This window comes from Caulobacter sp. SRI_008, from assembly GCF_057586355.1.
In genome coordinates, this window is record NZ_JBYCZS010000005.1 from 18,722 (window position 1) to 38,111 (window position 19,390).

The following is a 19,390-nucleotide window of genomic DNA, read 5'->3' on the forward strand; positions in this document are numbered from 1 at the left end:
AAGGCTGCATATGATTTTATGAGATTGACTCGCAACAACATGAGTCCTAGATCTTGTTGCGAACCAATCGCAAATCGATGTCGGGTTTTCCCTCCCCTCACCCATGACATCGCCTGCGTCCGGCGGAGCTCTCCTCCGCCGGACGCCTTTTGCGCCGAACTCGTCCGCCGACTTGGAGGTCTCAATGAGCTGCGCCTGCGGACTGGAGATGGACTTCGAGGACACCGGCCCCGAGGGCCTGGCGCGGGGCGAGCGCCTGCTGCTCTGGGGTGTGCGCACCTGGGCGGCGCTGCGCCTGCAGGGCCAGCCGGCCGATGCGGCGATCCGCGCGACCTTCGCCCGCAACGCCTCGCCGCGCACGGCGGCGCTGTTCATGCAGACCATGCTGCTGGTCGAGAGCGATCTCGTCAGGCCGTTGCAGATCCAGTGCCCGCACTGCGCCGGCTACGCCATGGACGAGCAGCGCCTGGTGACCGCCTGCGGCCTCGCCGCCGCCGCGCCGGGCCTGGCCGCCCGGCTGCTGGCCCCGCTGGTGACCCGGCCCGAGGTGGCCAGCACCTTCGCCCGCGCCCTCAACCATGCGCTGGCGCTCGATGGCTCGCCCCTGCCCGTGCGGATGGGCGAACCTGTCGAGGAAGCCCCGCCCCCGCGCATGGCGACGGTCCACTAACGAGCCGCAGGCTTGGCCTGACGACGCGGCTCGCCTATCCAGGGTCCATGACCGCGCCCCGCATCGTCGCCCGCGACCTGGCCTATTCCGGCTGGCTGCGCCTGCATATGCTGACCCTGGAGACCGAGGGCGGCGAGCGCTTCAAGCGCGTCGTCGAGGACCACGGCTCGGCCGTCGCGGTCCTGCCCTACGATCCGGAACGCAAGGTCGCCGTGGTGGTGCGCCTGACGCGGGCGCCGCTGCTGATGAAGGAAGCCCAGCCCGTCGTCGAGGCGCCGGCCGGGCTGATCGACGCCGGCGAGACGCCGGCCGACGCCGCCCGCCGCGAGGCGATGGAAGAGACCGGCCTCACCCTGCGTGAGATCATTCTGGCCGGCGAGATCTGGAGCATGCCTGGCGTGTCCAGCGAGCACATGACGCTGTTCCTGGCCGAATACGGCGTCGCTGACCGCACCCACGCCGGCGGCGGTCTTGCCGAGGAGCACGAGGACATCGAGGTGATCGAGCGCCCGCTCGACGCGCTGTGGGCCGAGACCAACGGTTCGGCGCCCGCCGACGCCAAGACCCGGATCCTGTTGCAGGCCCTGCGGCTGAAACGCCCCGACCTCTTCGACGGTCCGCTCTAGAACCCGACCTCGAAGCGCATGCCGTCATAGGCCGGCTCGACGCCCGGCGGCAGCTGGCCGGCCAGGGCGTTGTAATCGAGGTCGATGTGCAGGTTGGTCAGGATCGCCCGCTTGGGCTTGGCCCGCTCGATCCAGCCCAGCGCCCGCTCGACATTGGCGTGGGTCGGATGCGGGGTCCAACGCAGGGCGTCGACGATCATGACGTCGAGGCCTTGCAGGTCCGGCCAGCTCTCCTCGGGGATCTGCAGCACGTCGGGCATGTAGGCGACGCCGCCGAAGCGGAAGCCGGCGGCGCGGATCTCGCCGTGGTCGACGTCGAAATTGACCACCGGGATGGCGCCGCTGGGCCCCTCGACGCCCCAGGCTTGGCCATGCGGCGGCAGATGGCGCGCCTCGCAGATGGCCGGATAGCCGCCCTTGGTCTCGAACACGTAGCCGAACCGCAGCAGCAGGCCGTCATAGGTCGCCGGATCCATGTAGGTCGGGATCCGGAAGCGGTGATTGAGGAAGAACGGCCGTACGTCGTCGAGGCCGTGGGCCTGGTCGGCGTGGTCGTGGGTGAACAGCACCGCGTCGATGCGGCCAGCGCCCGCCCGGGCGGTCTGGAGGCGCAGGTCCGGCGAGGTATCGACGAGAACCGTCGTATCGCCGCGCGGATCCCCGCCCGACAGCCGCCGCACCAGCATCGAGCAGCGCGAGCGGTGATTCTTCGGCTCGGCCGGATCGCAGTCGCCCCAATTGCCGTCGGCGCGCGGCACCCCGCCGGAGGAGCCGCTGCCGAGGATGGTGAACTCGAGCCGGCCGCCGGTCATGGGCGCGGAATCGCGTCGAACAGGGCGAAGAAGGCGTCCTCCGAGCGCTGTTCGGCTTCAGCACGGGTCCAGCCGCGGATCTCGGCCAGCTTGTCGACGATGTGCGGCAGGTGGGCCGGCTCGCAGCGGCGGCCGCGCATCGGCACGGGGGCCAGATAGGGACAGTCGGTCTCGACGATGATGCGGTCGGCCGGCATGTCGCGGATCACGGAACGCACGTCCTCGGCCTGCTTGAAGGTGGCGATTCCCGAGACCGAGAACCAGGCGCCCAGGGCGGCGGCCCGGCGGGCCAGATCCGCGCCGCTGGTGTAGCAGTGCATCAGGATCTTGAAGGCGCCCTTGGCGTGCTCCTCCTCCAGGATCTGGCCCATGACGTCGTCGGCCTCGCGGGTGTGGACCACCAGCGGCAGGCCCGTCTGGCGGGCGGCGGCGACATGTTCCCTGAACACGGCGGCCTGCACCTCGCGGGGCGACAGATCATAGTGGAAGTCCAGGCCCGTCTCGCCGATGCCGACGACCCGGGGCTTGCCGGCCAGCTCGACCAGGTGGGCGGTCGTCAGGTCGACGTGGTCCTTGGCCTCGTGCGGGTGAGCGCCGACCGTGCACCAGATGTCGGCCTCGGTCATGGCGATGGCGTGGACGGCCGGGAAGTTGGGGATCTTGTCGCAGATGGTCAGCATCATCTCGATCCCCGCCTCGCGGGCGCGGGAGATGACGGCGTCGCGGTCCTCGGCGAACTGGGGCGCGTGCAGGTTTACGTGGCTGTCGATGAGCATGCGGTCAGATGGCGGCCTTGGCGGCGGCGCGCAAGTCCGCAATCGCCGTCCAGAACACGTCGGCGCGGTCGAGGTTCACGGCCTCGGCCTCGATCGGCCAGCGGATCAGCCGCTCCCAGGCGCCGGCCAAGCGGTCGAGGCCCGCCGGAGTGCGATCGCCGGCCATGCCAGTCGCCATGGCGTGGATCTGGTCGGCCAGGCGCTCGAACAAGAGCTCGAAGCGGGCCTGGCCTTCGGCGCCCTTGAAGGTGTCGGCCAGGGCCAGCAGCGCGGCCTCGTCGATCTCGGGCAGCTTGCGCAGGATCTCGCCGGCGGTGTCGTCGGCCTCCAGGGCCTTGGCGGCCGCCAGTTGCAGGGCCTTGCCGGGCGCGCCGTGGGCCATGCGGCCCAGGCGCTCGGCCTGGCGTCGATCCAGGCCAAGGCGGTGCTCGACCATGTCGGCGGCGCGCTCGACGCCCGGCGCGGGCACGGCCAGGCGTCGGCAGCGCGAGCGGATGGTCGGCAGCAGCTTGCCCGGCGAATGGCTGATCAGCAGGATGATCCCGCGCGCCGGCGGCTCCTCCAGCGTCTTCAGCACGGCGTTGGCGGCGTTGACGTTGAGATCGTCGGCGGCGTCGATGATCGCCACCCGGTAAGGCGAGGACGCCGGCGAATTGGCGAAGAAGCCCGGCAGCAGGCGGGCCTCGTCGACGGGGATGGACTTGCGGGCCTTGCCGTCGTCGGTGGCGCGCTCCAGCACCATCAGGTCGGGATGCGAGCGGGCCGCCACCTGGCGGCTGATGAAGTCCGACGGGGCCGAGCCCAGCAGGCCGAAGGCCGGATCGGGCCGCGCGCCCAGCAGCCGGCGGGCCATGCGATAGGCCAAGGTCGCCTTGCCGACACCCTCCGGCCCGGTCAGCAGCCAGGCATGGTGCAGCCGGCCGCGGCCCAGGGCGTCGATGAACGCGGCCTCGGCCTTGTCCTGGCCGTCGAGCGAGAAGACGTCGCGCGGATGCGGAGGCGCGTCGCTCACGCCAGGTCCAGCCGCTCGGACACGGCCTCCCAGACGGCTTGCGAGACCTCTTGGATGGTGGCGGTCGCGTCGACCACCGCGCAGCGATCCCGTTCGCGGCGGGCGATTTCCAGGAAGCCGGCGCGCAGCCGCTCGTGGAAATCCAGGCCCTTGGATTCGAAGCGCGCCGCCCCGCCCCGCGCCGAGGCGCGTTCGAGGCCCACGGTGGCGGGCAGGTCGAACACCAGGGTCAGGGTCGGGATCGTGGCGCCCAGCACATGCTCTTCCAGGCTGGCGATCAGCGACGCGGGCGCATCGCCGCCGGCGCCCTGATAGGCGCGGGTCGAATCGGCGAAGCGGTCGCAGACGACCACCGCGCCGCGATCCAGGGCGGGACGGATTATCCGCTCCACGTGGTCGCGACGGGCGGCGTACATCAGCAGGGTTTCGGTGACCGGCGACCAGCGGTCGGCCGCGCCGTGCACCAGCAGTTCGCGGATCGCCTCGCCGCCGGGACTGCCGCCTGGCTCGCGGGTGACGACGACCTCATGGCCGAGCGCCTCCAGCCGCTGCGCCAAGAGGCGCACCTGAGTGGATTTGCCGGCGCCTTCGCCGCCTTCGAAGCTGATGAAAGTTCCGCGGGTCACCGGCCTCAAATCGGCTGGAACGCCGGGCTTGTCCAGACGCGGAATGGACCGCAGCCCCTAGCAGGTTATGTTTCCCGCATGACCATCAGCGACACGCCCGCTTCTAACAAGGTGAAGGCCATCTACGAAGCCGGTCTTTCGCCCCATAGCCTGGACGAAAGGATCAGCGGCGACGACCTGCTGGCCTTGTCGGTGCTCTGCCTGACCGGCAACCGCATCGTTCACACGATAGAAGCCTTCGAAGTGATCGGAAGCGACCACTACGCAGACTATCGGTTCAGCCTGTTAGGACAGGCTCCGGAAGAGACTCTACGCCCCTGGACTGAACGTGTGCGAGACTCGCACAGCATCGTCGCCGATCTGGTCGAACAGGCGAAAAAGGCTGAGCATCAGATCGTCTATCAGGTCTGGCTCGACGAAGCCCAGGAACCGAAAATCACTTAGGGCCGCAGCACCGTGGCGTCGCCGAAGCCGAGCGAGGCGACGCGGTCGCGGATCCCCCAGGCCTCGCCCTCGTCGGCGCCGCAGTTGACGACGACGCGGTAGAGCGTGCCGCCGCCGCGATCCATCGGCTCGACGGTGACGCGGCCGGCCGAGGCCAGGCGATCGGCGGCGCGCTGGGCGTTTTCGCGGTTGGCGAAGCTGCCGGCCTGGACGCGATAGGCGCCGCTGGACGGTGCATCAACCTTGGTGACGCGCGACGACGGGGCCTCGGCCGGCGGGTCATAGAGATTCGCGGCCGTCTCGCGCGGGATTTCCCGATAGGCCGGCTGGGACGGCGGCGGGGTGGCCGGAATGGCGGCGAAGCGGCGGGGCTGGTCGACGGCGCTCTTGGGCGCTGGGCCGATATAGCGCACCCGCACCCGGGCCAGACCCCTGCCCTTGTAGCCAAGTTCGTCGGCCGCGGCCTTGGAGAGGTCGATCAGGCGGTCGCCGACGAACGGTCCGCGATCGTTGACCCGCACGCGCATCTTCTTGCCGTTGTCGAGGTTGGTCACCTCCACGATCGACGGCAGGGGCAGCGTCTTATGGGCGGCCGACGGCAGGTCCATGTCGAACAGCTCGCCGTTGGCGGTGCGGCGGTTGTGGAACTGCTCGCCGTACCACGAGCCGGTTCCGACCACGTCGTAGTCAGGGTCCGCCTTCGGATAGTACCAGATGCCCTTGATCTGATAGGGCTTCTCGGTGCCGCGCAGGCCCTGGCCGTAACCGGGCGGCGGCGGACCGTGATATTCGCGGTCGGGCGAACTGCTGGCGACCGGCTTGTTGATCGGCAGGCGCGGCGACGGCGTCGCGCAGGCGGCCAGGCCCGCAGCGCCCAGCGCCGTCAGTCCCAGGACCTTCAGCGCGCGGATTTCAGAACTGTAGGTGCGCCGCATGCGTCGCCAAAACTCCGGATGGTCGTCCCCCATCGTGGTTTCAGCTTCGTTCAGATGTTTTTAGGCTTGGTTAAGGATGCCTGCGACAGATCGTTCTGGAGCCGAAGCACAAGCGCTGATATAGCCGCCCGCTCCGGACAGGTGGCCGAGTGGTTTAAGGCAGCGGTCTTGAAAGTTGCTGGGGGTTCGCCCCTTGAACCGCAACCGACCTGGAAATAAGAGCGTGCTTACAGCCGCTTAGCTGGCGACCTTCGGCGCGTAGCTCGGCGGCAAAAATACCGATAAGCCTGTCATAAGCGGCAGCGACGAGTCGGTACGGAAGTGTGGCCGAGTGGTTTAAGGCACTGGTCTTGAAAACCAGCGACGGTGAAAGCCGTCCGTGGGTTCGAATCCCACCGCTTCCGCCACCTCGTTCTGCGCCCTCTGGCGGGGCATCGGTCGCGACGATAGCAACATCCAATTGGGGTGGCCGACGTGATCTTTGCTCTGATTGATTACCTCAAGTATCGATCTAGACGTGGTCGCTATGGGGAGAGCGCAGGCGCGAGCGCATTAAGCCTTGGCTTCGTCGATAGCCTCCCAGATGATTTAATCGCCCAACTAAGGGTGGGCGACATAATTCTTACTCAGAGATTTGATTCAATTTTATCCTGGGGCACAATGTATTTTGCCTCCGCGTTTGTCGATCACGCAGCCGGATACATTGGTGATGGCAAAGTGCGCCACATGACTTTGGGCGGCATACGTACTCACCATATTAATACAATAGCCAAGGGCTCCAGGGTGCTACCGGCCAGGCTGAACGCTCCGCTAGGCGACGAACATTTCATCGATAAGTCAGATGATGAAGTCGTCGATTACCAAGGATTGACGCTTGACGGGGGCTTCATCAAAACGGGCTGGAGGCTTTCACACATACTTCCCCCCAAATTTCAGCTCGCCTGGGTTGGAATGCGATTGTTGTCTGGATTCTACATCACTCGTTATAGATGGGAATTCACAGCAGACTTACTTATTCTAGCCCTGCTCGTAGATGCACCAATATTCGTGATATTTCGGTTAATTTTTGCAACTCCATTCGCCGCGGCTATTGTTGCGCTAACAGTCTTCAACATCATTAGGCTGGAGTGGAGACGAAGCTCAGGCCTCGGATACGAACTTATAAGTCATCCAGATATATTTCTGGAAAATCTACATAAATATGGGGGGATAATATTTACAAAGATTGGCCCCCTATCTCTTTCCAAACTTGGCATTATGCCGCTAAAACTATTTCTTGCCATCGAGGAAAGTCTTCGCGTGAGTGGAGAGGGCACCGATGATGGCTCCGATGATTAGCTTGAGGTAGCTTATCAACTCCACGGAGACCGTTTCGAACGCAGCGATTCCGGTCCACCGGTGGCAAAAGCCAAAAAGAAGGATCGCGCCGAGGTCCACGAGAAGGATTACAAAAAACGCTCTGACCGCCCAAGGCATATCGACAAGCAAGCGGATCGCGATTGAGCGACCCTCTGCATTTTTCTTTTCCTCGTACATTTCAGCTCCGGTGCGGCTTCATCGTGATAGCGGAGGGCAGCATAAGCTATCGCTTCAAACAGGCGACAACCATGGGCATATCCCGGGCGTCATACCTACCTTCAGCGGTGCCCGCCTGAGCATCGGCCTCAAACATGGCCCACCCTATTGGGCCGTCAAATTTGGCGAGGATAGGTGGCACGTGTTTGCGTTCGAGCTTTTGCACCAGCGCCAGAAGAGACCGAGCGACTGCCACCGCTAGGACCCGATCACTTTCAGAACGAGAGCAAGCTCAAGCAGGCGCTGAAACTGCGCAACCTCACGGCGCTGCTGCCAAAGCACAGCCTCGACATGGTGCTCCCATAACGACCGCGCAAGCACGCGCGCAACCTCGGTTGCTGCCCCAGGCGTCGAGCGCCGCTTGCCGAATGGACGCGGCGGCGACGGAATCGTGGAAGCCGAACGGGGCTTCGAAGACCTTACAGGCGGCGCGCACGGAGCTTGGCCACGGCGGACCCTCCTTCTGGCGCACCCACTGGCGTCGGAAGCCCGCCCAAGGTAACCAACGCCCTTTCAAAGACGGCCTTCGTCCCGTCGCCCTTTTACGATCAAGATCCTGACCTCCATGACCGACACGACCTCCGCCGCCGTCTATGGCTTTCCCCCGCGCGAGGTGATCGAGACGCCGCGCGGCGCGATCCAGACGGCTCCGACCGTGCCGGGCGCCGAGCCGCTGGAAGAGCAGGCGGACGCTTCGCTGGACGCTTTCGTCGCCCTGGCCCCGGCCGGCGCCGTGGAGCGCCGCTATGTGCTGGCCCAGATGCTGCGGGCGCTGAAGCCCGGCGGCCGGCTGACCGTGGCCGCACCGAAGGATCGCGGCGGCCTGCGGCTGAAGAAGGAGCTGGAGGCGTTCGGCTGCAAGATCGGCGAAGACGCCCGCCGTCACCACCGCATCTGCATCACCCTGCGCCCCGAGGCGCCGGCGGGTCTCACCGAGGCCCTGGCCGAGGGCGCGCCGCGCCGCATCGACGGCGAGGGCCTGTGGACCCAGCCCGGCGTGTTCAGCTGGGATCGCCTCGACACCGGCACCGCCCTCTTGATGAGCGCCCTGCCCGCCTTTTCCGGCGCCGGCGCGGACCTCGGCTGCGGCATTGGGGTTCTGGCCCACCAGGTGCTGGCCTCGCCCAAGGTGACGAAGCTGGCCCTGATCGACATCGACCGCCGGGCGCTGGACGCCGCGCGGCGCAATGTGGGGGACGATCGGGTGAGCTTCTCGCACGCCGACGTGCGGCTGGGCCTGCCGGAGCTTTCGGGCCTCGACTTCGTGGTCTCCAATCCCCCGTTCCATGAAGGCGGCGGCGAGGACAAGGCGCTGGGCCAGGCCTTCATTCGCGGCGCCGCGGCCCTGCTGAAGAAGGGCGGCGCGCTGTGGCTGGTGGCCAACCGCCACCTGCCCTACGAGGCGGTGCTGGGCGAGCACTTCACCCGCGTGCGCCCCGTGATCGACCAGAACGGCTTCAAGGTGTTCGAGGCCGTCAAATGAGCAAGCCGCTGATGGCGCGCCTGGATCGGCTGCTGGCCAATCTGGGTTATGGCGCGCGGCGCGAGGTGCAGGCTCTGGTCTCGGCCGGCAAGGTGACCTTCGACGGCGTGCCGCTGAAGGACGCCGGCAAGCGCATCGCGGTGACGGCCGACCTGCCTCAGCACCTGATGATCCGAGGCGTTCCGGTCGATCCGCCCGCCCCTCTGGTGCTGCTGATGAACAAGCCCCTGGGCGTGGTGTGCTCGCACCGGGAGGACGGGGCCAAGATCTACGACCTGCTGCCGCGTCGCTGGCAGGTGCGCGATCCGGCGCTGTCGAGCGTGGGGCGGCTGGACAAGGACACCTCGGGCCTGCTGCTGATCACCGACGACGGCGACTTCCTGCACCGGGTGATCTCGCCCAAGCGGCATGTGGCCAAGACCTATCTGGCCAGCCTCGACCGGCCGCTGTCGGGCAAGGAGGGAGAAGCCTTCGCCAGCGGGACGCTGATGCTGGAAGGTGAGGAAAAGCCGCTGCTGCCGGCGCAGCTGGACGTGGTCGACGAGACCACCGCCCGCCTGACCATCACCGAGGGTCGCTATCATCAGGTGCGCCGGATGTTCGCGGCCATGGGCAACCACGTGGTCGCCCTGCATCGCGAGCGGATCGGCGGGATCACGCTGCCCAGCGACCTGGAGCCCGGCAAGTATCGGATCCTCTCCGCCGAAGAGGCCGAGCAGGTGTTTTCATGAGCGACATCGAGGTCGACGCCCGGGGCCATCGCTGCCCCGTGCCGACCTTGCGGCTGCGCCGGGCGCTGGAGCATGCCCCGGCTGGCGCGACCGTGCGCCTCCTGGCCGACGATCCGCTGGCCCGCATCGACGTGCCGCACTTAGCCCGCCAGCTGGGGGCGACGCTGGAGGGGGTCGAGGACCTGCCCTCCGGCGCGATCAGCTTTCGGGTGACGAAGGCGCCTTGAGGCCGATGGCCTTGGGGCCGTCGAGCAGGGCCTGGGGCCGCTCGTCGAGGGCGATCTCGACCTCGGTGGCCAGGGCCCCGCCGAAGAACACCGCGTTCACGCTCCACGACAGCCAGATCAGGAAGATGATCACGGCCGAGATCGAGCCGTAGGTCGCGCCCAGGTGGGCCACCTTCTCGACGTAGAAGGCGCTGGCCCACGACATGAAGACGCAGAACAGGGCCGCGGCGACGCCGCCGGTGATCGAGGCGCGCCAGCCGACCGGCACGCGCGACATGGCGTAGCGGTAGATCAGGGTCATGCCGACCACGAGGCCGAAGGTCGCCCAGCTCCACTCGCTCTGGATCCACGACACGCCCTGCAGCGGCCGCAGGTCCAGGGTGCTGGAGAGCAGCCGGAAGGTCAGGAAGATGCCCGACATGGCGAACAGCAGGCCGAAGGCCGCGATCAGCACGAACAGCGCCATCAGGTTGAAGCCGAAGAAGCCGCGCTGGTCCTCCTCGTCATGGATGAACGACAGGCCGGCCAGCAGGGCCTTGAAGCCGCGATGGGCGGCGTAGACGCCGATGACCAGGATGACGAGGCTCTGCAGCGAGACGGTGTAGACCGGCGCATGGGCCAGGCGCTGCATCTCGCTCTGGAAGATCGGCCGAGCGCCGGTCGGCATCATGAAGGCCAGGGCGTCGGCCTGGCGGGCGGCTGTGCTGGGATCCAGCAGCAGGCTGTAGAGCCCGATCAGTATGGCCAGGCCCGGGAACACGGCCAGCAGGGCGAAGAACGAGACGCCGCCGACGTAGAGCATGACGTCGCGCCCCCACAGCCGGGACAGGGCCAGGCCGAGGACGCGGAGAATTTCCTGGATCCAGTGGATCGGGTCGAGATCGAGGTCTCGCCAGCGGATGGGGGCCTTGGGGGGCTGCATCCGCCGGAAACTGCCCTCGCCCGCCTGGTGAAGCAACCCTTGGCGGCTCTGCTTGTCGCCAAACAGTCAAAGACGCGCCGCCTCAGGGAAAGCGACGCGTCTCCGCAGGACTTGCCTGAACCGGACGCCACATCGAGGGACGGGTTGGCGCAGCGGCCGGTTACAGGTCGAAATTAGGATTCGCCGCCTGAACCGCGCCTGAACGTGGTTGTCAGTTTGGCGAGGGTGCGAAAACCTCGCCCCTACAGCGCCCCAGACGCCTCCAGTTCGGCGATGGCCGCGCCATCGAAGCCCCAGTCCGACAGGGCCTGGGCGTTGTCAGCCCCGATCTTCGGTGGCGGGCCCTGGATGACGCCTGGCGTGGCTGAAAAGCGCGGCGCGGGCGCGGGCTGGATGACGCCGGCGACCTCGACGAAGGTCTCGCGGGCCTTGTTGTGGGCGTGGTCGGGGGCCTCGTCCATGGAGAGGACAGGGGCGAAGCAGACATCGGTGGCGTCCATCAGCGCGCACCATTCGTCGCGGGTCTTGGTGACGATCACGGCGGCCAGCTTCTCGCGCAGGGCCGGCCAGTCCTCCCGGCTCATCTGGGCCTGGAAGTGCGGGTCGGTGATGCCGGTCTTCTCCAGCAGCAGCAGGTAGAACTGCGGCTCGATCGAGCCGATCGACACCCACTTGCCGTCGGCGCAGCGATAGGTGTCGTAGAAGTGGGCCCCGCCGTCGAGCAGGTTGCCGCGCCGCCCCTCGCGCCACATGCCCATGGCCTTGAAGCCGTAGAACATCGCCATCAGCGAGGCCGCGCCGTCGCTCATGGCGCAGTCGATGACCTGGCCTTGACCGCTCTCGCGCGCATGGATCACCCCCGCCAGCAGGCCGAAGGCCAGATAGAGCGCCCCGCCCCCGAAGTCGCCGACCAGGTTCAGCGGCGGGATCGGCTTGTCCTCCGTCCCGATGGCGTCGAGGGCGCCGGTGATGGCGATGTAGTTCATGTCGTGGCCGGCGGCCTTGGCGTAGGGGCCGGTCTGGCCCCAGCCGGTCATGCGGCCGTAGACGAGCCTGGGGTTACGGGCCAGGGCGACGTCGGGTCCCAGGCCCAGGCGTTCCATCACCCCGGGACGGAAGCCCTCGAACACCGCGTCGGCGGTCTCCATCAGCTTGAGGCAGGTTTCGACCGCGGCTGGCTGCTTGAGGTCCAGCGCCACCGAACGGCGGCCGCGGGCGGTGACGTCGGCGGGCGAGGAGCGGCCCGAGCCCTTGCGGTCGATGCGCACGACGTCTGCGCCGAGGTCCGACAGCAGCATGCCGCAGAACGGCCCCGGGCCGATCCCGGCGAACTCCAGCACCTTCAGCCCCGACAGCGGTCCCTGGCCCATGCGTTCCTCCCGTTTTCTGTTCTGTTGGCGCCAGTAGGACCCGGCTGACGCTCGGTCAGGCAAGCCCGGCCGCAAACCACCTGTCGACAAGGTAAAGGCTGCGACCTTGCATCCCTTTGCCGCACCCCCGCCTCTGCTATGTTGGCTCGCGAATCGAGGCCCTGCGCCAGCGGAGAACGAATTTGGCGGTGAACGCCCGGATCCTGATCGTGGCGCGTGACGACACGCGGGCCGGTCCCCTTTCCGAGGGGCTGGACCGGCTGGGCTGGCGCACCATCACCGCCCGCGGCCCCTATGCGGCCCTGGCGGCGCTGGGCGATCTGCAGATCGAGGCCGTGATCGTCGACATCGACGCGGCCGGTCCCGACAGCCAGACGCTGGCTCGCCGCCTCAAGGCCGCCGTGGCCCCGCGCCGCCTGCCGGTGATCGCCATCGGCGAGCCGGGCACCGACGCCGGCCAGGCCGCCTTCGACCTGACCCTGTCGCCGCCGCTGCATCCGTCGCAGGCGGTGCTGCGCCTGGAGTCCCTGGTCCGCACAGCCATCGCCGAGGAAGAGTTCGAGCTTCGCCTGACCACCTTCGGCGATCGCGGCCGCCGGCTGGACCTGCCCGAGCCCACGGCCACGCCTTATCGCGTACTGGCCATCGGCGAGCCCGCCCCGCAGTTCCTGGCCCTCTCCAACGCCCTGACCCGCGGCGGCGCGGACGTGGTCGGCGCCTTCACCGCCTACACAGCCTTCGACTACCTGCACGAGCGGGCGTTCGACGCGGTGGTGCTGTGGGCCGGCGAGAACCAGCAGGAGGCGATGTCGATCGCCGCCGGCATGCGCCGCAACACCCGGCTCTTCCACATCCCGGCTCTGCTCTACATGAACGCCGAGAGCTACGTGACCATGTCCGAGGCGTTCCATCGCGGCGTCTCCGACGTGGCCTCGCCCCAGACGCCGGAGGGCGACACCGCCCGCCGCGTGATCGAGCTGGCCCGCAACTACCGTCGCGGCGAAGCCATTCGCGGCGCGCTGGAGAAGGCCCGCAGCTCGGGCCTGATGGACGCCGCCACCGGCCTCTTCACCCGCGACCTGTTCGCCGCCCACCTGGCGCGGCTGGCCGGCGCGGCGCGCGAGCGTGGGCGGCCGCTGTCGATCGGCGTGCTGCGCGTCGCCGACAAGCCCGAGGTCGTCTGGGCGCGGCAGAACGGCTGGCTGGACCGGGCCATCCCGCAGATCGGCTCGATGGTCGGTCGCCTGGTCCGCGTCGAGGACACCGCCGCCCGCCTGGCGCCGGAAGTCTTCGCGCTGGCCCTGCCGGCCACCAACCTGGCCGCCGCCAAGGCCGCCGCCGAGCGCATCGCCGCCGTCATCGGCTGCACCGCCTTCGACGCCGGCGAGGACCGCAGCCCATTCGTCTGCGAGTTCGACATCGGCGTGGCCCAGATCGAGCCGGGCGAAACCGCCATCCATGCGCTGGAACGCGCCGCCTCGCTGGCGCTCCAGAAAGCCGTCTAGGAGCAAGTTATGGGTCAGCCGATCACCGTCGACGTCGTCGCCGACGTCGTCTGCCCGTGGTGCTATCTGGGCTGGCGACGGGTGAAGAGCGCCCTGGCCGCCCGTCCGGACCTCGAGCCGATCGTCGTCTGGCGGCCCTATCAGCTGGATCCGACTCTTCCCGAGGAAGGCGTCGACCGCGCCGCCTACATGGCCGGCAAGTTCAAGGATCCGGTGCGGCTGAAGGCCGTGCATAAGGCGCTGCAGGAAGCTGGGGCCGAGGAAGGCATCGACTTCGCCTTCGACAAGATCGCCCTGTCGCCCAACACCAGCGCCGCCCACCGTCTGATCCGCTGGGCGCGCGGCGCGGCCGTGCAGGACGAGGTGGTCGAGGCCCTGTTCGCGGCCTATTTCGAGCAGGGCCGCGATATCGGCGATCCCGTGGTGCTGGCCGACATCGCCAAGGGCGCCGGCATGGACGAGGTGGCGGTTCTGGGCCTGCTGTCGGAAGGCGCCGACAAGGACGTGATCGTCCAGCAGCACGCCATGGCCGTGCGCGGCGGCGTCACCGGCGTGCCGGTGGCGATCTTCGCCGGCAAGGTGGCGGTGGTCGGGGCCGAGAGCCCAGAGAACCTGCAGAAGGCGATCGACCAGGCGCTTCTTTAAAACCTCTCCCGTGGGGAGAGGGAGGGGCCCGCCGCGAAGCGGTGGGAGGGTGAGGGCGTACGCCGCTGGCGGTCTCGTCACCCTTGATCCGCGCCTTATCCGGAAAGGTCCCTAACCCCTCACCCTCCCATGCTACGCATGGGCCCCTCCCTCTCCCTCTGGGAGAGGTTGAAGAGATTCAAGCCGCATACGATACGCCATCACTGCCGTGTGCCCCAGCTTCTCGACCAGACGCCAGTTGACGATCGCCCCGACCGGCGCGCCGACGACGGGCAGGAGCTGAGCCAGTTTCGCAAGATCGATGTGGTCGCGATACTGCTGCTGGAAGGCGCGCCAGTCGAAGCCAGAGAGGTCGGTCGGGTGCTGGCGCTGGTCCCAGCCGTCCATGGCCTCGAACACCCGGGCGCGGTGACCCGAGTCCGAAAAGGCCAGCTCGAAGATGTGCAGGATGTAGAGCCGCTCGGAGAGTTCCGCGCCGTCATGGCCGAAAGCGGCGGCGATCTCGAACAGCAGCTTGATCTTGAAGCTCATCAAGAGCGGGAAGTCGGCGGCGGCGAGCACGAAGCCCCCTGCCCCGGCGATGCCGCCCTCGGCGGCGGCGGCCTTCTTCCAGCCGTCGATGGCCGCCCGCACGCGAACCAGCCGCTCGTCCAGCGTGGCCTGGACCAGCGGCGCGCCGGTGGCGAAGTCCGAGCCCGTCAAAATGGCCCGTGTCATGCCCTGCATGGCGGCGGTGATCGCCGCGTGCACCTTCTCCGGGATGATCTTGTTGACCTTCAGCTGCACCGCGCGGGCGGCCAGGCCCAGCGCGCCGGGCGGCTTGGTCATCTCGGCGCGCCAGGCGGCGAGATCGGCGGTGGCGGCGGTCTGGGCCAGGAGGCTCTCCGGAATGGCGCGAGCCTTGCCTGAAGGTCGCTGAGAATCATGGCGGCGGGCCGATTTGACACGCCGGCCGCCGGATCATGACGCATTCCGCGCGAGGCCAAGAGTCCGTTGTACCTGTCGATTGAAACGCCGACCTCGTCGCCCGTCCGTCCCGCCGTTCTGGGACGCCTGGTCGCCGGCCCCGAAGGCCACGACGCCCCGCCCGCCTTCGCGACCGGCCTGATGGGCGCGGCGACGGGATCGGACGCCCTGCTGTCGCGGGCGGTCTCGACCCAGCTTCGCGAGTTCGCCCGTCGCCAGACGGCGCGCGAGACGGTGGCCCGCATCGCCGAACACGCCACGCGCGGCCGGACCCAGGCCAGGGTCGATCCGGCCTGGATGAACGCCTTCGTCGATCACGTGGAGCGCGCCCACGGCGACCGAGCCCTCACGCTGTGGGGAATGGTGCTGGCCGGCGAGATGCTGTCGCCCGGCAGTTTCTCGGTGCACGCCATGCGTCTGCTGGCCGAACTGCCGTCGCGCACCATCGGCCTCTTCGCCACGGCCGCCGCCCATTCGCTGAACGACGTGGTGTTCCAGGAGGCCTGCGGCTTCAGCAAGCCGGAAGCCGTCGCCCTGGAGGCGGCAGGCCTGATCTCCGGCGGCGGCGACACCTTCAACCTGCCGATGGCGGCCACTTCGCTGGCGACGGTGACGATGGAGGGCGAGCACGGCCTGGGCGCGTCGCTGGCCGCCCCGACCTCGTTCGGCGTCTATGTGCTGTCGCCGGTCGGACTGGAGTGGCGGCGGCTGGCCTCGAACGAGCCGGCCCTGACTCGCGCCCGCCGCATCGCCCAGGCGCTGGCGGATCGACGCCCCGGCGCGCGCTTCCACGTGCTGCACGCCGTGGCGCCGGACGGCGCGACCGTGCTGGAAACCATCTGACCACAGCCCGTCCACACGGGCGTCCACATTAGCGTCCACACCCTGGACCAGCGTCCACACCTATCGCCCGCTCTATCCCCAAGCGCGCCGGTTCGCCGTCTCGCTGTCGGAGTCCCAGCCGCCTATAGCTTGCCAACCCATTCACCATGTGACTTCGCCCCGACCTTGAGCCAGCTGAAATTGCCGTTGGAACGTCCGCCCAGCTTCGAGCGGGACGACTTCGCCGTCTCGCCGGCCAACGAGGACGCCGTGCGCGCCGTCGACGCCTGGCCGGCGTGGCCCAATGGCCGCCTGGCCCTGATCGGCCCGTCGGGAAGCGGCAAGACGCACCTGGCGCGCGCCTGGGCCGCCCAGGCCGGCGCGGTGATCATCGACGCCGCCGATCCCAACCTCGCGCCGCTGGACCTGCCCGCCCTGCGCGGCCGGCCGATCCTGGTCGAGGACGCCGACCGCCGCGCCCTGGGCGGCGTGGTCTCGGACGAAGATCTTTTCCACCTGCTGAACATGGCCGGGGTCGACGGCGGCAGCCTGCTGCTGACGGCCCAGACCGCGCCGCTGGAATGGCAGACGGTGGTGCCGGACCTGCGCTCGCGTCTCAACGCCCTGACCGCGGCCCTGATAGATGAGCCCGACGACGTGGTGCTGGAGGCCGTGCTGCGCCGCGCCTTCGCCGACCGCCTGATCCGCCCCGCCGACGACGTCTACGCCTTCCTGCTGCGCCGTATCCCGCGCAGCGCGCCCGAGGCCGTGGCCCTGGTGGCGCTGCTGGACGAGGCGGCGTCGGAAAGCGGTCGCGGAATCACCCGCGCCTTCGCCGCCCAGATCCTGGCCTTCGGCGACGACGACAGCTTCGAGGACTGAGCCGAACACCTCGATCCGCCTGAAGAAACGGCGTTTGTCTTGCGGCTGTCATCAGGCTCGGTCACGATGCGGACCGTTGCCCTGGAGTAGACGATGACCGACGCCGCCGCCCTCGCGCCCGCCCCTCACAAGGTGGAGACCGCGCCCGAGGATCGCGCGCGCCTCGTGCTCGACGAAGACCTGCTGGCCGCGCCCGAGCGGTTCTTCAACCGAGAGCTCTCCTGGCTGGCCTTCAACCAGCGCGTCCTCGAGGAAAGCGCCAACCCGCGCCACCCGCTGCTGGAACGCCTGCGCTTCCTGTCGATCAGCGCCAACAACCTCGACGAATTCTACATGGTGCGCGTGGCCGGCCTGAAGGGCCAGGTGCGCGAGGGCGTGCGCGTGGTCAGCCAGGACGGCCTGACGCCGGGCGAGCAACTGACCCGCATCAACGCCTCGGCCTTCGAGCTGATGAGCGAGCAGCAGAAGATCTGGCGCGAAGTGCGCGCCGAGCTGTGGGCCGAGGGCCTGAAGCTGCTGGACGCCAAGGACATCGTCGGCGCCGACCGCGAGCGGGCCGAGGAGATCTTCAAGTCGCGCATCTTCCCGGTGCTGACGCCGCTGGCGGTGGATCCGGCCCACCCGTTCCCGTTCATCCCGAACCTGGGCTTCTGCCTGGCGCTGAAGCTGCGCCGGATCTCGGACGACAAGCACCTCTACGCCCTGGCGCCGATCCCCAACCAGGTGCAGCGCTTCTGGGAGCTTTCGGCCGGCCCGTTGAAGGGCCGCAAGCGCGAACGCAAGATCGTGGCGCTGGAAAGCTTCATCATCCTGTTCCTCGACCACCTGTTCCCCGGCTACGAGGTCGAGGGCCGGGGCCTGTTCCGCCTGATCCGCGACAGCGACCTGGAGATCGAGGAAGAGGCCGAAGACTTGGTGCGCGAGTTCGAGGCGCGCCTGAAGAAGCGCCGCCTGGGCCGCGTGGTGCGGGTGAAAATCCAGACCACCATGCCCGCCGACCTGCGCGAGTTCATCACCGAGGGCCTGCGCGCCCAACCCGAGGACGTGGTGCTGGTCGACGGCAAGCTCGGTTTGGCCCAGATGAGCGAGCTGATCCCGCCGGATCGCCCGGACCTGAAGTTCAAGCCCTACAACGCCCGCTTCCCCGAGCGGGTGCGCGACCACGGCGGCGACTGCTTCGCGGCGATCCGCGAGAAGGACATCCTGGTCCACCACCCGTTCGAGAGCTTCGACGTGGTGGTGCAGTTCATCCGCCAGGCCGCCCGCGATCCCAATGTGCTGGCGATCAAGCAGACGCTGTACCGCACCTCCAAGGACAGCCCGATCGTGGCGGCCCTGATCGAGGCCGCCGACAACGGCAAGAACGTCACCGCCCTGGTGGAGATCAAGGCGCGCTTCGACGAGGAAAATAACCTCAAGTGGGCGCGCGACCTCGAGCGGGCTGGCGTGCACGTGGTGTTCGGCTTCGTCGACTGGAAGACCCACGCCAAGCTGTCGGTGGTGGTGCGGCGCGAGGGCGAGTCCCTGCGCACCTACTGCCACTTCGGCACCGGCAACTATCACCCGCAGACGGCGAGGGTTTATACTGACCTTTCGCTGTTCACCTGCGATCCGGCCATGGGTCGCGACGGCGGCAAGCTGTTCAACTTCATCACCGGCTACGCCCAACCCGGCGCGCTGGAGAAGCTGTCGTTCTCGCCCCAGACGCTGAAGCCCGACCTGCTGGCGATGATCGCCGCCGAGGCCGCCAACGCCCGCGCCGGCAAGCCGGCCGGCATCTGGGCCAAGATGAACGCCGTCGTCGATCCGCAGATCATCGACGCCCTCTATGCCGCCAGCCAGGACGGCGTGCAGATCGATCTGGTCGTGCGCGGCATCTGTTGCCTGCGGCCGGGCATTGTCGGACTGTCGGAGAACATCCGCGTCAAGTCGATCGTCGGCCGCTTCCTGGAGCACAGCCGCGTGGTGGCCTTCGCCAACGGCGCCGACATGCCCAGCGCCCAGACCCGGGCCTTCATCAGCTCGGCCGACTGGATGCCGCGCAACCTCGACCGCCGGGTGGAAAGCCTGGTGCCGGTCGAGACGCCCACCGTGCACCAGCAGGTGCTGAGCCAGATCATGGTCGCCAACCTCAATGACGAGGCCCAGAGCTGGCGCCTCGACAGCGAGGGCCACTACGCCCGCGATCCGGCCTGGGAGAGCAAGGGCGCCTTCTCGGCCCACGAATACTTCATGACCAACCCCAGCCTGTCGGGCCGCGGGCATCACGTGCAGGACCTGCCGCGGGCCTTCGACCACGTGGGTCCGAAGCGCAAGCGCTAGGATCCGGCGCCCAAAACCTGGGGAGCGACGGCTTTCGTG

At 68.2% G+C, this 19,390-nt stretch carries 20 protein-coding genes and 1 tRNA gene; 13 read left to right on the plus strand and 8 right to left on the minus strand.

What is annotated here, in order from left to right:
• Positions 1–184 precede the first annotated feature (184 nt).
• Both AC2YHT_RS05980 and AC2YHT_RS05985 read left to right on the plus strand, forming a co-directional pair.
• On the plus strand, positions 185–670 hold the full coding sequence (locus AC2YHT_RS05980; protein WP_487288668.1) for a hypothetical protein: 486 nt from the start codon (positions 185–187) through the stop codon (positions 668–670).
• A 47-nt stretch (positions 671–717) separates the two neighbouring features.
• Positions 718–1,296: an NUDIX domain-containing protein gene (locus AC2YHT_RS05985; RefSeq protein WP_487288669.1), complete on the plus strand. Its 579-nt coding sequence runs from the start codon at positions 718–720 to the stop codon at positions 1,294–1,296.
• Here AC2YHT_RS05985 and AC2YHT_RS05990 read toward each other — a convergent pair.
• The 4 genes from AC2YHT_RS05990 to tmk are packed head-to-tail and all read right to left on the minus strand — an operon-like array spanning position 1,293 to position 4,522.
• The gene (locus AC2YHT_RS05990) at positions 1,293–2,108 is read right to left on the minus strand and encodes an MBL fold metallo-hydrolase (protein WP_487288671.1); all 816 of its coding nucleotides are present in this window, start codon (positions 2,106–2,108) and stop codon (positions 1,293–1,295) included. The genes AC2YHT_RS05985 and AC2YHT_RS05990 overlap by 4 nt on opposite strands.
• A complete protein-coding gene (locus tag AC2YHT_RS05995) occupies positions 2,105–2,884 on the minus strand; it encodes a TatD family hydrolase (protein WP_487288672.1) in 780 nt (259 codons plus the stop codon). The genes AC2YHT_RS05990 and AC2YHT_RS05995 overlap by 4 nt, the downstream gene beginning before the upstream one ends.
• Positions 2,885–2,888: 4 nt before the next feature.
• Complete coding sequence (locus AC2YHT_RS06000) at positions 2,889–3,896, minus strand: DNA polymerase III subunit delta' (protein ID WP_487288674.1); 1,008 nt, start codon at positions 3,894–3,896, stop codon at positions 2,889–2,891.
• A complete protein-coding gene (gene tmk, locus AC2YHT_RS06005; protein ID WP_487288675.1) occupies positions 3,893–4,522 on the minus strand; it encodes a dTMP kinase in 630 nt (209 codons plus the stop codon). The genes AC2YHT_RS06000 and tmk overlap by 4 nt, the downstream gene beginning before the upstream one ends.
• Positions 4,523–4,600: 78 nt before the next feature.
• On the opposite strand from tmk, the gene AC2YHT_RS06010 reads away from it, so the two are divergent.
• Positions 4,601–4,966, plus strand: a complete 366-nt coding sequence (locus tag AC2YHT_RS06010) for a hypothetical protein (RefSeq protein ID WP_487288676.1) — start codon at positions 4,601–4,603, stop codon at positions 4,964–4,966.
• On the opposite strand, the gene AC2YHT_RS06015 is transcribed toward AC2YHT_RS06010, so the two are convergent.
• Complete coding sequence (locus tag AC2YHT_RS06015; protein ID WP_487288677.1) at positions 4,963–5,901, minus strand: septal ring lytic transglycosylase RlpA family protein; 939 nt, start codon at positions 5,899–5,901, stop codon at positions 4,963–4,965. The two genes, AC2YHT_RS06010 and AC2YHT_RS06015, sit on opposite strands and share 4 nt — an antisense overlap.
• A 317-nt stretch (positions 5,902–6,218) precedes the next feature.
• Here AC2YHT_RS06015 and AC2YHT_RS06020 point away from each other — a divergent pair.
• The 5 genes from AC2YHT_RS06020 (at position 6,219) to AC2YHT_RS06040 (ending at position 9,917) form a co-directional block, all read left to right on the plus strand.
• Positions 6,219–6,308 (plus strand) — tRNA-Ser (locus AC2YHT_RS06020).
• A gap of 58 nt (positions 6,309–6,366) precedes the next feature.
• A complete protein-coding gene (locus AC2YHT_RS06025; RefSeq protein ID WP_487288678.1) occupies positions 6,367–7,239 on the plus strand; it encodes a hypothetical protein in 873 nt (290 codons plus the stop codon).
• Positions 7,240–8,041: 802 nt separating this feature from the next.
• Positions 8,042–8,959, plus strand: a complete 918-nt coding sequence (locus tag AC2YHT_RS06030) for a class I SAM-dependent methyltransferase (RefSeq protein WP_487288679.1) — start codon at positions 8,042–8,044, stop codon at positions 8,957–8,959.
• A complete protein-coding gene (locus AC2YHT_RS06035; RefSeq protein WP_487288680.1) occupies positions 8,956–9,690 on the plus strand; it encodes a pseudouridine synthase in 735 nt (244 codons plus the stop codon). The genes AC2YHT_RS06030 and AC2YHT_RS06035 overlap by 4 nt, the downstream gene beginning before the upstream one ends.
• Positions 9,687–9,917 carry a sulfurtransferase TusA family protein gene (locus AC2YHT_RS06040; protein ID WP_487288681.1) on the plus strand — a complete coding sequence of 77 codons (231 nt, stop codon included), beginning with the start codon at positions 9,687–9,689 and terminating at the stop codon, positions 9,915–9,917. Before AC2YHT_RS06035 ends, AC2YHT_RS06040 begins: the two co-directional genes overlap by 4 nt.
• Here AC2YHT_RS06040 and AC2YHT_RS06045 read toward each other — a convergent pair.
• On the minus strand, positions 9,889–10,839 hold the full coding sequence (locus AC2YHT_RS06045; RefSeq protein WP_487288682.1) for a YihY/virulence factor BrkB family protein: 951 nt from the start codon (positions 10,837–10,839) through the stop codon (positions 9,889–9,891). The two genes, AC2YHT_RS06040 and AC2YHT_RS06045, sit on opposite strands and share 29 nt — an antisense overlap.
• 242 nt (positions 10,840–11,081) lie before the next feature.
• Entirely contained in the window at positions 11,082–12,209 is a 1,128-nt protein-coding gene (locus AC2YHT_RS06050; RefSeq protein ID WP_487288683.1) for a CaiB/BaiF CoA transferase family protein, read from the minus strand.
• Positions 12,210–12,391: 182 nt separating this feature from the next.
• Here AC2YHT_RS06050 and AC2YHT_RS06055 point away from each other — a divergent pair, with 182 nt between their 5' ends.
• Positions 12,392–13,714, plus strand: a complete 1,323-nt coding sequence (locus AC2YHT_RS06055) for a diguanylate cyclase domain-containing protein (RefSeq protein ID WP_110121253.1) — start codon at positions 12,392–12,394, stop codon at positions 13,712–13,714.
• A gap of 9 nt (positions 13,715–13,723) precedes the next feature.
• Positions 13,724–14,359, plus strand: coding sequence for a DsbA family oxidoreductase (locus tag AC2YHT_RS06060; RefSeq protein ID WP_487288684.1), 636 nt, complete (start codon positions 13,724–13,726; stop codon positions 14,357–14,359).
• A gap of 132 nt (positions 14,360–14,491) precedes the next feature.
• Here AC2YHT_RS06060 and AC2YHT_RS06065 read toward each other — a convergent pair whose 3' ends face one another.
• A complete protein-coding gene (locus tag AC2YHT_RS06065; protein ID WP_487288837.1) occupies positions 14,492–15,235 on the minus strand; it encodes an EcsC family protein in 744 nt (247 codons plus the stop codon).
• A 117-nt stretch (positions 15,236–15,352) separates the two neighbouring features.
• Here AC2YHT_RS06065 and AC2YHT_RS06070 point away from each other — a divergent pair, with 117 nt between their 5' ends.
• The 3 genes from AC2YHT_RS06070 to AC2YHT_RS06080 all read left to right on the plus strand — a co-directional run bounded on the left by AC2YHT_RS06070 (position 15,353) and on the right by AC2YHT_RS06080 (position 19,351).
• Complete coding sequence (locus AC2YHT_RS06070; protein ID WP_487288686.1) at positions 15,353–16,168, plus strand: DUF2806 domain-containing protein; 816 nt, start codon at positions 15,353–15,355, stop codon at positions 16,166–16,168.
• Between the two features lie 165 nt (positions 16,169–16,333).
• Positions 16,334–17,029 carry a DnaA regulatory inactivator HdaA gene (gene hdaA, locus AC2YHT_RS06075; RefSeq protein WP_487288688.1) on the plus strand — a complete coding sequence of 232 codons (696 nt, stop codon included), beginning with the start codon at positions 16,334–16,336 and terminating at the stop codon, positions 17,027–17,029.
• 93 nt (positions 17,030–17,122) lie between these two features.
• The gene (locus AC2YHT_RS06080; RefSeq protein ID WP_487288689.1) at positions 17,123–19,351 is read left to right on the plus strand and encodes an RNA degradosome polyphosphate kinase; all 2,229 of its coding nucleotides are present in this window, start codon (positions 17,123–17,125) and stop codon (positions 19,349–19,351) included.
• Positions 19,352–19,390 lie beyond the last annotated feature (39 nt).